The organism is Asticcacaulis sp. MM231 (genome assembly GCF_964186625.1).
GTDB lineage: Bacteria > Pseudomonadota > Alphaproteobacteria > Caulobacterales > Caulobacteraceae > Asticcacaulis.
The window spans coordinates 451,194-463,380 of the sequence record NZ_OZ075110.1 but is presented as its reverse complement, the minus strand read 5'-3'; the positions used below and the strand labels follow the sequence as shown (position 1 = coordinate 463,380).

10 protein-coding genes and 2 pseudogenes are annotated in these 12,187 nt (G+C 56.7%); 9 read left to right on the top strand and 3 right to left on the bottom strand.

The genetic code is table 11. The features are described from left to right. Positions 1 to 131: 131 nt before the first annotated feature. The 3 genes from ABQ278_RS21165 (at position 132) to ABQ278_RS21155 (ending at position 2,868) form a co-directional block, all read left to right on the top strand. The gene (locus ABQ278_RS21165) at positions 132 to 1,202 is read left to right on the top strand and encodes a winged helix-turn-helix domain-containing protein (RefSeq protein ID WP_349322985.1); all 1,071 of its coding nucleotides are present in this window, start codon (positions 132 to 134) and stop codon (positions 1,200 to 1,202) included. Beyond that, a complete protein-coding gene (locus ABQ278_RS21160) occupies positions 1,202 to 2,104 on the top strand; it encodes an antitoxin (RefSeq protein ID WP_349322984.1) in 903 nt (300 codons plus the stop codon). The genes ABQ278_RS21165 and ABQ278_RS21160 overlap by 1 nt, the downstream gene beginning before the upstream one ends. A 305-nt stretch (positions 2,105 to 2,409) precedes the next feature. Continuing rightward, complete coding sequence (locus ABQ278_RS21155) at positions 2,410 to 2,868, top strand: reverse transcriptase domain-containing protein (protein WP_349323064.1); 459 nt, start codon at positions 2,410 to 2,412, stop codon at positions 2,866 to 2,868. Between the two features lie 4 nt (positions 2,869 to 2,872). Here ABQ278_RS21155 and ABQ278_RS21150 read toward each other — a convergent pair whose 3' ends face one another. Then, positions 2,873 to 3,367 (bottom strand): hypothetical protein, encoded by a 495-nt coding sequence (locus tag ABQ278_RS21150; protein ID WP_349322983.1) that lies wholly within the window; start codon positions 3,365 to 3,367, stop codon positions 2,873 to 2,875. A 401-nt stretch (positions 3,368 to 3,768) separates the two neighbouring features. Between ABQ278_RS21150 and ABQ278_RS21145 the strand changes: the two genes are divergently transcribed. From ABQ278_RS21145 to ABQ278_RS21120, 6 genes are all read left to right on the top strand, one after another. Then, the gene (locus tag ABQ278_RS21145) at positions 3,769 to 6,027 is read left to right on the top strand and encodes a prolyl oligopeptidase family serine peptidase (RefSeq protein WP_349322982.1); all 2,259 of its coding nucleotides are present in this window, start codon (positions 3,769 to 3,771) and stop codon (positions 6,025 to 6,027) included. Positions 6,028 to 6,223: 196 nt separating this feature from the next. Further along, entirely contained in the window at positions 6,224 to 6,883 is a 660-nt protein-coding gene (locus ABQ278_RS21140; protein WP_349322981.1) for a hypothetical protein, read from the top strand. A 545-nt stretch (positions 6,884 to 7,428) separates the two neighbouring features. After that, a complete protein-coding gene (locus ABQ278_RS21135) occupies positions 7,429 to 8,031 on the top strand; it encodes a DUF6088 family protein (RefSeq protein WP_349322980.1) in 603 nt (200 codons plus the stop codon). Further along, entirely contained in the window at positions 8,024 to 8,257 is a 234-nt protein-coding gene (locus tag ABQ278_RS21130; RefSeq protein WP_349322979.1) for a hypothetical protein, read from the top strand. Before ABQ278_RS21135 ends, ABQ278_RS21130 begins: the two co-directional genes overlap by 8 nt. Continuing rightward, positions 8,224 to 9,093 (top strand): nucleotidyl transferase AbiEii/AbiGii toxin family protein, encoded by an 870-nt coding sequence (locus tag ABQ278_RS21125; protein ID WP_349323063.1) that lies wholly within the window; start codon positions 8,224 to 8,226, stop codon positions 9,091 to 9,093. Before ABQ278_RS21130 ends, ABQ278_RS21125 begins: the two co-directional genes overlap by 34 nt. A gap of 312 nt (positions 9,094 to 9,405) precedes the next feature. Further along, complete coding sequence (locus ABQ278_RS21120; RefSeq protein WP_349320265.1) at positions 9,406 to 10,242, top strand: IS5 family transposase; 837 nt, start codon at positions 9,406 to 9,408, stop codon at positions 10,240 to 10,242. Positions 10,243 to 10,308: 66 nt separating this feature from the next. Here ABQ278_RS21120 and ABQ278_RS21115 read toward each other — a convergent pair. Then, positions 10,309 to 11,608: pseudogene (locus tag ABQ278_RS21115) on the bottom strand (IS701 family transposase). A gap of 170 nt (positions 11,609 to 11,778) precedes the next feature. Then, positions 11,779 to 12,101 (bottom strand): annotated as a pseudogene (locus ABQ278_RS21110) (transposase); the annotation flags it as partial. Positions 12,102 to 12,187: the final 86 nt, after the last annotated feature.

Sequence of the window (12,187 nt, the reverse complement as noted above, 5' to 3'; positions counted from 1 at the left end):
GGACAGTATGGAAAGGCCCGAAAAACGATAGTCGCTCTGGATGACAATCAATATTTTCTGCACAGAGAATATTGTCTTTTTAAGGAATATTCTCTATAAACGCCATATTCTCTGAGCAGAAAATATCAGCCATGCCCTTCCGTACCGAATATGAGAAAAACATGTTGAGCGGCTTCACAGAGGCCGTCAACGCGATTCCAGGTGCCCACCTGACCCAGGAGCACGTCGGTGCGTATGACGAAGGATTCGACGGTGTCGCCTTGTTCCAACTCGGCAGCAAGAAGCCCAGATACTTCGCACTTGAGGTGAAGAAAAACCTCTATCCGCGCGACCTGCCCCAAATCGTGTGGACGATAAAGAGGAACCGCACGAACCATATGGGGAGCAAGAACCTTCTGGTCCTGCTGGCCGACACGATCTCAAACGGCGCCAAAGAATGGATGCAAGCCGAAGGCGTAGGCTATTATGACAACAGCGGCAGTCTCTTCTTACCGACTGAGGAGGCTTATATTCTCATCGACCGTCCGACGACCAAAAAACAGGAAAAGGTCATAGGTTCCGTCTTTTACGGGCGGAGGTCTGAAGTGCTTGAGGCCTTATGGGAGCGCGGGCGAGCGTGGAGCAGCGTCAAGGCTATCGCCGAACGTATCAACGCTGCCCCCTCGCTCGTATCTTCGACGCTCCAGGAATTGGAAAGGCATGATTGGATTGAGACGCAAGGAAATGGCCCGGCCAAGGAAAGGCGCCTGACGGATTGGAATGGGCTCCTTGATGCTTGGACCGATCACGAACAACGCCGCAAACCAGCTGCCACCACAAAATACTTTGTACCGAGGTTGAAGGCACAGGCCATTCCCGCCGCACTGGACAGTGCTCTGGCCGAGCGCCGCATCGACTACGAGATCACTGGGGAGTTCGCCGGCAACGTGCACGCCGCGCTCTTTTCCAGCGTGTCCGTCATCCGGGCGCGCATTTCCGCAGGTCAATTGGCAGAAGCGGCGCTGGAGGCCATTGACGCCCGACCGGTAAATGAAGGGTTCAATCTACTCTCGATCAACGAGAGTGTGGAACTTCCGTTCAGGCGACGCATCGGCGAGCTTTGGATCGCTTCGCCACTTCGAACCTACCTCGATCTGCTGAACACTGGCGGGCGAGGCAAAGACGCCGCCAAAATGCTGCGCGAACAAAAGTTGCAACTCTAATGAACGACAAGAAGCCTAAAGATTATACCGGCTATCCCCCGGACCAGACCGACGAGTGCGAGCGCGTCCTAGTCACGCTACTGAATGGTATGGGCCCGTGGAAGGATAGCGTTTACCTCGTCGGCGGCCTGGCCCCTCGTTACCTCGCTCCTGCCGATCCGGAACGCCCCCACGGCGGCACCGCCGATGTCGATATCGTAGTCAGGATGGCGGTGCTCGCCGATACGAAAGCCTACGCTACACTCGAAGAAAACCTGGCTCGGCTCGGCTTTAGCCGTGTCCCGCTCGGCGCTGGTGGATTTTTCACCTGGCGCTGGCAGATCATGACCGATAAGGACCACTCGATCGTATTGGAGTTCTTGACCGGCGACCTTGAAGGTGGCCGAGGCGAGTTGGAAAAACTTCCGGCAAAGGGGCACAAGCTCAATGCCTACAACTATCCGGTTTTGCATCTCGTCTATCACTTCTACGACAAAATAGAGGTCACAGCAGAGCTGATTGGCGGCCGCGGGATTGCGACTGAGACCCTTCGTCACGCCAACATCGTCAGCTACCTATGCGCCAAGGCTGACGCGCTTGACGATCGAGGCGAGGAAAAGGATGCGCATGATCTTGCCTATTGTCTCGAACAAGTACCTCTGGACAAGATGGTTGAGGCATTCACAAGCGCTATGAAAACGGAATTCGCAGAGATGATCCGGACGCAATTACGCGTCATTAAGAAGCGTTTTTGCAGCGACGAAAAGATCGAGGGCTATCGGAAGGATGGCCCCGTCAAAGCCGTAATTTTCGAAATGGAGGCGCCGGCCGGAGACGATGAAGAGGCCAGGAACAGAAGAATTCTGCGTCAACGCTCCGTGAGCGATGCGGCGGAGGCTTTGATCGCACACCTGGGCGTTTAAAGACACCAACCCATGCAACTGTCGCATTGGGGATCAATCCGTCAATGGTAGGGCGGGAACAGTATGGACTCCAAAAAGACCACCAACCAGCACTATGTGCCGCAATCTTATCTCAAGTCCTGGGCGAACAGCCGGGATTTGATCTTCCATTCTCCTATTCGAGATCATCACAGTTAGTTCTGGTAAAACTAAGCTGTGAGCCTCACGGCGGCCATTCAGTGGCAGGGGCGGGCAGTCTCCTAAACGAGGTCTGATCCCGCTCCCGCCGTTGCCAGCGCTCGCGGGGACTCAACAAGCTATGCACCCTGCCGCCTATCCACCCTGGAAAGCAGTTTCCCAGATCCAGCAAAGCTGGCAAATCAATTCATACCGTCTCCTATGGCTTCCGACCACACCGGGCTGCACGCGATGCCGCCGGGCAGTGCTTCTGCGTACTGCGTCTGCGGGGTGCAGCGGACTGGATTTTGGATGCAGATATCGCTGGGTGCTTCGACAACATCAGCAAGGACTGGCTCGTCGCCAACATCCCTACGGACAAGGCGGTGCTCCGGAAATGGCTGAACTCCGGCTACATGCAGGAAGGCGAATGGCATGCGACCCAAGCGGGGACGCCGCAAGGTGGTATAATCTCGCCTACGCTCGCAAACATGACTCTGGATGGGTTAGAAAGGCAGTTGAAAGCGCGTTATGGCGCCCGACGACCAAATAACCAACGACCCAAGGTCCACTTGATCCGATGCGGACTCCTTGGCCCAGCTACATAATCGCTTATTCTGATCCCTGATCAGAGTACCATTCCGCTGGAAAGCGCGAGAAATATCTGTCTTCCTCCAGTCGCTCTGACTCAGTGATAGCATCGCGCATTTTGCTGGCACCAAAGGTTCCAGCCGTTGGCCAAACTGGTCGCGTCCCCTTTGCCTCCGGGTAAAGCCGCCAGCCGATGATCTGAGGAAGCTTTTTAATCCGTATTATTTCGGAAGGGGCAATCGAGCGCGGGACAACGACTTCCCAGCCCAATAAACTGTTATTGTGAGCTATGGTCAGAGCTTCATCCGCGCGCAATTCTTGTCCCTTTTTACCGAAGCGCCCAATCTGAACAGCCTCCGCATCTGGAACGCGAAAATAGACGCCACAAATCATCGCTCTGCTTCGCCGACGGAGTTCGCGTACCCATTGATGGGTCGCAAAAAAATCAGCCTGGACTGGAAAGCAGAAGACACCTTTAGATGTGTCATTCCCTTTTCCAAAGCGGGACGCTTTCAACCCATTGCGTCTAATGGACGGGACGGACGGCTCGATCGTCAAGTGTACAAATGTTGCCATGCGCGTACTTAGCTGCCACTGAAGCTGTCGATTTTACAACACAATAGTCAAATCCCAGAGTAAAATACAGCACAGGTCGCGTGTGCGCCCAATGCGGAAGTCGATCTCATAAGGCGGTGCTTTGCCAGAAAGCGGAACTCCTAACACCAACAGCCCAGGCTCAGTCGGGAATGCAATTAGACCGATCTTATTCCATCGAGAAATCGGGAAACTATCACAGGCCCAAGTTAGACTGATCAAATGAAAAGCTCTGCATACAGGCGACAGACGCCAATTTCCACTGTTGCCATGAAATCACAACCGTGATTACATCACCTAAAAATAACAATCAGGGGGATGTCATGCGTAAGTCTCTTACAGCGCTGGCGGTCGTGTTGTTGCTATCGGCATCGCAGGCTGGCGCACAGGCAGTGCCGGCCGATTCCACCGAAGTGATCGTCAAGGGCGCCATTCGCCCCAAGCCGGCGGAAGAGGTCCCACCGCCGCCGCTCGATGTCTTTACCCAGTCGCCGCGCGTCGAACAGATCGCCCTGTCCTCAGATGGCAGCCGCTTCGCCTTCGTCACCCGCAAGGCGGGTCTGCGTCTGCTGACGACCTACAATGTGACCGACGGCAGCAACCAAACCATACGCCTGAGCGAAGATCCTATTTCGTCGATCAACTGGCTCGACAATGATCACATGTTGATTTCAGACACCGAGACGGTTCTACGCAGCACCTGCCCGTCAGGTATGGACAAGAACTTCAAAACGGCGCAGTCCGTGTCGGATCTCGGCGCCTGGATCAATTCGCCGTTTACCCGCGATCCGGACAACGAAGCTTTTGGGATCAAGTTTCACAACGGCCTCACCGAGTCTATTATGCATAATGCCCTGACTCCGCCCCCCTGCGCCGACTACGGCGTGCGCTCACATGAAGCCGCGACGATTGTCGATCTTCGCACCAGCCAGTCGATCAGCTTCGGCGCCAAGATGGCAGGCGATTACGACCATATGCCGCTGGGTCTGCCCAAGCCGGTGATGGTCGACGGCAAGCTTGCGCTCGTCGGGCCGTTCCTTGAACTGCGCGACAAAACGATCGGCGGCCAGGTGGCGCAGCGCGTCTATCTGTGGCGGGTGGACCCTAAGACCGGCCGGGCCCGCATCATCGATGATGCGGGCGGTGATATGGATCGCCTTAATGCCTATGTCGATGACTGGCTGACCGATGAGACCGGACAGCCCACTGTCAGAGCGCTCTACACCTATCTCGATGAGACCTTCAGCATCGAGATGAAAAAGTCCGGCAAGTGGACGCCGATTCTCAAGCGCAAGATCGACGCCAAGGCGCATACCTTTGCGCCGTTTCTGGCAGGGTTAGGCCGCGACGGCCAGTCCCTGCTGATCCTCGATGTGGCCATTGGTGCCGATGGCCAGCGCCGCTTCCACTATTACGAGTTGTCGGCCGATGGCAAGCTGTCCGAAGCGCTCGATAGCGGCGACGCCACCCGCGACCGGCCGCTCTTCGATCCGCAGACCGGCGCCCTGTCAGGCTTCGCCCACGATGGCGAAATCACCACCTACACCTTCTTCGATCCTGATCTCGCCGAGGTCTACAAGCACGCCGTCGACACCGCGCCGGGCCAGGCCGTGCGCGTCGTCGCCACCGCGCGCGATCCGCATCAGATGATCCTGTTCAATCAGGGCGGTGATGATCCGGGTTCGTGGCACTATTACGATTTTGCCACCGGCAAGCGCGTCGATATCGGCAGCCAGTATCCCTCGGTGCCGGCGGAATGGGTGGCGTCGCAGCGACCGGTTCGTTACACGGCGGCCGATGGCGTGGAGATCCGCGCCCTGATCACCCTGCCGCCGCAGGGCGAGGCGAAGAACCGGCCTCTGGTCGTGCTGCCGCATGACGGACCGCTTGGCCACGATGCACGTGGCTTTGACGGGCTGGCACAGGCCCTGGCGTCACGCGGCTATGTCGTGCTGCAACCCAACTACCGCGGTTCCGATGGCTATGGCGCGGCCCTGACCGAAGCCGGCAAGGGCGAATGGTCGGGCCGAATCTTGAGCGACATGGCCGATGGCGTGCGCTATCTCGCCGGTCAGGGGATTGTCGATGCCAAGCGCGTCTGCATCGCCGGCGAGGGCTATGGCGGCTACGCGGCGCTGGCCGGTGCGCAATCCGGCAACCCGTATCGCTGCGCCATCGCCATCAACGGCATTTCTGATCCCGATGACTATCTGAAAACCGCCAAGCAAAACGCCGTGGCCGACGAGATCGCCGCGCTCAAGGCCGATCCTACCCAACCGCGCGCCTTCCGCGCCGATGCCAATTCGCCGGCCCTGGTGCAGCGCTACTTCGGCAGCCAGACGCCTGCGGCCATTACAGCGACGGCGGTTCGCACGCCGGTGTTGCTGGTGCACAGCCAATACGACAAGACCGTGCCACCAAGCCACAGCCGCACCTTGCGCGACGCCCTGCAAAAGGCCGGCAAGCCCGTCACCTATGTTGAACTGGCTGATTGCGGCCACGCACTCGCCACCGAGGCCTGCCGCCTTGGCACAGCACAGGCCGTGGTCGATTTCCTAGCTATCAACAACCCCGCGAAGTGATAGGGCGATCCAAATGTCAAACGGCCGACCGTTGAGCGCGCTTGTGCTTCTTTTTCTCCTAAGTGGGGCTGCCTCTTCCGCTAACGCTGCAAAGGCGGGAAAGTCACCTGTCAATTCCCAAGATTGCTCGCCTTTGCCACGTGAGTTGCTAGCGGGACGCGGTATTTACGTCGGCGAGTTGCACGGGACACGGGAGATGCCAAAGGTTCTGGCTTGTTTCGTAACGCAGGCCCTTGCCCAAACCGAGGGGTCGGTCGTCGTCTCCATGGAGCTTACAGCCGAGACCAGTCCTGCCTGGGCCGTGGAGTGGGCGCATCCTTCGGATGGTCGCACCTCACAGGCGATGGCTGATCTGATCACTTGGCTGCGGACCCTTCGCGGCAAAACTGGTCGCGTCACGATCGATTATCAGCTTGGATGTCGATTTGACGGCGTCCCGGCCGATCCGGATGCCTTCGGCAATAGATGCATAGGCGAGAGCATCAAAGCCTCGATGACGAAGGGCTTTGTCATTGCGTACGGCGGAAATTCTCACGCAGCGCGTCTTGAAACGCCAACGAAAAGGGCTGCGGCCTTTTTGCCAGACTCGATCAAAACAGTTGAAATCATGGTGTCAAACGGTGGCTCCGCCTGGGGGACATATAATAATTCGGCGCCCGGCCCATCCCCCATTCTTGGGAGGCAGGACCTCTCCGGTATGAACGGTATTATTCCTGGACAGGACCCTGGCTTTGAATATGCATACGTCATCAAGAACATCACGGCCTCTTATCCAGCCTATACGCCGCCCTCCGTGGCTCAGTCCAAGACAGCCTCTAAGCCCGTTCGGAAGAAGACGAGTTCACTAGGGGCCTGACACGCGCCTCGGACACGTGCGAGGTCGCGACGCCTTACTGGCCTTAACAAGCCGGTCGACGTTGCTTATGCGCCCAAGGCGAATTCGATCTCATACGGCGGTGCTTTGCCCGAAAGCGGCCCTCCTAACGCCAAAAGCCTAGGCTCATTCGGAATGCATTAGACCGATCTTATTCCAACGAGAAACCGGATAACTATCACGGGCCCTAGTTAGACTGACCAAATTAAAATCTCTGCATACAGGCGATAGACGCCAATTTCCACTGTTGCCATGAAATCACAACCGTGATTACATCACCTAAAAATAACAATCAGGGGGACGTCATGCGTAAGTCTCTTACAGCGCTGGCGGTCGTGTTGTTGCTATCGGCATCGCAGGCGGTTTTTATGCAGGGCAGGAAAATTAGCCAATTGTTTTCAATCAAGCTGATAGGCTTCCTTTAATTCATTGATATTTATAGCTTTAGGCAATCTTTAAGGGATGTAAGACTATATTTGTTTGTCAGATAAAATATGCTATATTTCTGACAACAAAGGAGACACCAAGTGGCTGTCATTGATAAGATCAAGCGCCGCCTGACGGGCAAGCGCGGCTGGGTGTTTACGCCCAGGGACTTCCTCGATCTGGGAAGCCGCGCCGCTGTGGACCAAACGCTGTCGCGGCTAGCGCGCCAGGGCGTGATCCGCCGTGTGGATCGCGGGGTCTATGATTATCCTCGCCAGCATTCCAAATTGGGCACGATGTCGCCGGACATTGACCAACTCGCCGGGGCCGTAGCCAAGAAGTCCGGCGACACGGTTTTCCCGTCCGGCGCGGCAGCAGCAAACATACTGGGGCTCTCGACACAGGTTCCGGCACGTCCGACCTATATGACCAGCGGCGCAACTCGTGTAACGCGAATAGGCGGACGCACCATCGCATTCAGGCACGCGCGCACACCCATTCTCGACGGTGTGCCTGCGAAGGTGAATTATACGTTGCAAGCCCTCGCCTACCTCGGCAAAAACGGGATTGACGCTGATCTGCTGAAACGCTGTGCTGACCAACTGGACAGCCGCGACGTTAAGGCTCTTACTGGTGCCAGGCTGGTCGTTTCCGGCTGGATGGCGAACGCCATCACAAAGATTGAAGGCCTGAAATATGGATGATTTTGCCCGCAGTTCCGCCGAAGACCGCATTGCAGCCATTGAGGAAGCAGCGGCCCGGCGCGATTTGCGGCCAATGATTATCGAGAAGGATTTCTGGGTCTGCTGGACGCTGCGGCGTCTGGCCGAACACGCCGAGCTTGGACCGCATCTGACTTTTAAGGGCGGCACTTCGCTCTCTCGAAGGCCTACGGCATTATTGCCCGCTTTTCAGAAGATATCGACCTGACGATTGGCCGCACAGCGCCGTTTCTCCGGGATACGTCGTCGCCGATGGAACCGGGGATAGGCACGAACGAAATTAAGCGCCGCGCCGATGCGGTAAAGGCGGAGGCGGAGCGTTACATCGCTGAGATTGCCATGCCTGCGATCCGGACTTCGATTGCGGAGGCCCTTGGCACGGAAGACGGCTGGGAACTGGTCATCGCCGACGAAGACGCGCAGACGATCCAGTTCCGGTATCCGCGTCTTACCAATTACGGCATGGGGTATGGACATGGCGGATATGGCGCTGGCCGTTTCGGTGAAGGCGAGATCGGCTACATCAAGCCGCAGATTAAGCTGGAGTTCGGCGCACGCGGCGAGATTGAACCGAACGAGACGCGCGTTATCAGGCCCTATCTGGCTGACGAATTCCCCGACCTGTTCGGGAATGCGGACACGCCCTTTTCAACGCTGGCTGCAGAACGGACTTTCTGGGAGAAAGCAACGATCCTGCATGCCCTGCATCACGGCTCGAAAATGCGGGACCGGATGTCACGTCATTATTATGACCTTCACATGTTGGCGGAAGCGGGCATCGCGGATACGGCGATGAAGCAACCCGAACTGCTGGCATTGGTCGTCCGCAATAAGAGCCTGCTTTTCCGCGATCCTAAAGCCTCTTACGACACAGCCGACTTCGGCACGTTGAAACTGATGCCGACAGGTGATCCGGTGGATGAACTAAAGCGCGATTATACCGCTATGGCGGAAATGTTCATGGGCGATGCGCCAGGATTCGATACCGTCATGCAAACGCTGATGAAACTGGAAACAACGATCAATAGCCATCAGAGGCGTTGAATAGCGTGATGGCCTACGCATAGTCAGGTTTGATTCTTTCATTCTAACATTGATTTCAAGCTGCGACGGACGTTTTCTAGCTGAAAATTAGAATGGCAGATCCGCTACATTGACCATGTGTCGAAATCGCTCTGCCCCTAAAGCCCAAGGATCTTTCTTGTTAGCAGCAATTCCAACAGAGATGGGGCCAGTAATTATCCGGGTCGGGAATCTTCCGAAGCCCTGTGAAGCTCTTAGAGCCTGACCGAAAAGAAGGTGGGCAATATCAATAGGTTGTGATTCTCTGTTTGTTGCGAAGAAACGGAGATTCGGATGCCTTGGGATGATATTGCCCGCGTCGAACATAGACGCAAATCGTCGCGCTATCCAAGCGATTTGACGGAACAAGAGTGGTCTTTATTGGTCCCATTACTGCCGCCTGCCAAACGTGGCGGTCGACCGCGCACAACGTCGATGCGGGCCGTGGTGAATGCGATCCTGTATATTGCGTCCTCGGGTTGCCAGTGGCGGATGTTGCCGAAGGACTTTCCCCCGATGACGACCGTTCAGGGCTATTTCTATGATTGGCGTAGCAGCGGTCTATGGCAGAAGATCAATCACCTGCTCGTCATGGCGGCACGCGAACTGGAGGGCCGTGAAGCCAGCCCCTCAGCCGGCGTCATCGACAGTCAGAGCGTCAAAACGACCGAAAGTGGCGGTGTTCGTGGCTATGATGCTGGTAAGAAGATCAAGGGTCGCAAGCGGCATATCATCACCGACACCTTGGGACTGCTGTTATTTGTTGTCATCCATGCGGCGGATATTCAGGATCGTGATGGTGCCCCAGCTGTGCTTCGCGCCGTTCGTTACCATTTTCCCTGGCTGCGCCACGTCTTCGCCGATGGTGGCTATGCTGGTGACAAACTTAAGGCTGCTATGAAGGGCCACGGAGACTGGACCATCGAGATCATAAAGCGTAGCGACGCAGCCAAGGGCTTCGAGGTCCTGCCGCGCCGCTGGGTCGTCGAGCGTACCTTCGCCTGGCTGGGCCGATGCAGACGCCTAGCCAAGGATTGGGAGACAACTCTTCAAAGCGCAACCGCTTGGACAGTCATCGCCAGCGTAAGGCTCTTGACCCGCACGCTCGCAAGGTACTGCTATGTCTCATGAACTTTTGAGTCGGGCTCTTAGCACTACTTTGGCATATTATTCTTGGCGGGCTCGGCGAGGCGTTTGTCACAGTGGGGACAGCGCCTTGGTGGCGGTCGCATGAAGAGGTCGAGAATGGCCTGGCGGATGGCGGGCATTGTCGGCTGAGGCGGTGGCCCCCCGACTTTTTTTTTCGTCCCGCTGCTTTGAGGCGGCGGGATTGGAGAAATGCAAAAGCGATCATCGCCATTAGACAATGTCGGTGCAAACCGGTCCATGACCTGCCTTCGAAGTGATCAAGCCCAAGCTCTTCCTTGAGTTGCTGATGTGCCTGTTCGCAGATCCACCTTGCCTTGATAGCCGCGGCTAGCATCTTGAGGGGGGCGTCGGCAGGCAGGTTTGACAGGTAGTATTTCTGTTCTCCGGTTGAACGCCTTTCCCCGACCAGCCAGACCTCCTCCTCGCCAGGCATGGCTTGGACACGACCGTCGCTCATACGATGCCTGTGGCCATCTGCGACCCGAACGCGGCAAGCGGCAAACTGGCAGTTCAGCTTGCCTTTGGTTCCGCGCCGCCAACTTACTTTCTTCCATTTCCCATCAGCCAACATCTTTTCGGCAGAGACAGCAACATCGTCAGGGACATGGTATTTGCGCCGCCTTCCGGTTGCCGCTTCCGGGAAGATTAGGCCGACGTCTGCCTGATACACATTCTGACGCCGTGATATGCCGACGGCCCACAACAGGTCGCGCTTGCTCAGGGCCTCGCGGAACGGCCCGCTTGACCCATAGCCAGCATCGGCCAGCACGCACCCGAACCGGGCCCCAGAGGCTATAACACGATCAATTTCCTCAATGGCGATCTCCGGCTTTGTCAGGGCAACCTGGCATTCTTGCGGGACCCGAGCCCGGTTCATCCGCGCGACATCATTCGTCCAACTCTCGGGCAAGAACAGGCGCAGGCCCACCATCACAGGCACTTCGCGCGATGCCAGCGTCACCGAAACAAGCGACTGGCAGTTGGACGTCTTGCCAAGCGAGGAAGCATATTGCGCCGCCACGCCAACCGAATGGCTGCCCTTTTTCGGCAGCGCCGTGTCATCGATGACAAGATAACCGGCATCATCCCCCACCAGACGGTCGGCCTCCTTCAGGAGAACGGCTTCAAGCGGTCCACTTTCCCAAACGCCGTCAGAGACAAAATGATGGAGTTGGTCATAGCCAAACTCGCCATCGCGGGCGGCCATCGGCTGGACACTCTTGCGGTCACCCGGGCCAATCAGGCCTGCAATATAGGCAGGGCACAGCCGCATCCGGGTCTTATGCCGCAAGGCCACCAGGAAGGGCGTCAACCAATCTTCCAAATCTACGCGCCAATGTTCCGACATCGCCAGTCTCCTTAAAGCTGGCTCTCTATGAATCACGCAATGTCAGCCGGGGGAATCCTCAAAATTCATTTTCTGCCAAAGTAGTGTTAGGTTTGCACGACATATTGTGATGAATTTTTCTGCACGAGCCAGAATGATTGGATCGTCGCTAATGATGGGCGATCTACATGCAGAACGCGGCAGGCCCGGCGAACCGATACCTGCCAGGCCGCAATCACCCGGTCAACGAGCTCACGTCTGGCGTCAGGCTTTAGCGCTTGTTTGCCAGAACATCCTGCAACATTGCCTTGTCCAGAGACAGATCCGCGACAATGCGTTTCAGCTTGACGTTCTCTTCTTCCAACTGACGCATCCGTCGCATCTCTGACGGCATCAGGCCGGCGTATTTTTTACGCCAGTTGTAGAAGGTTGCATCCGATATTCCGGCCTTGCGGCACACCTCAGCAACAGACACGTCGCTCCCGAGCTCAAGGGAGAGCGCTGAGCACTTGATAGTGCATGCCCTTCGACTCTTGCCGGTCCAATACCAACTGATATCACTGAGAAGTTGAACAGGCGACAATAAATATTCCCGAACGG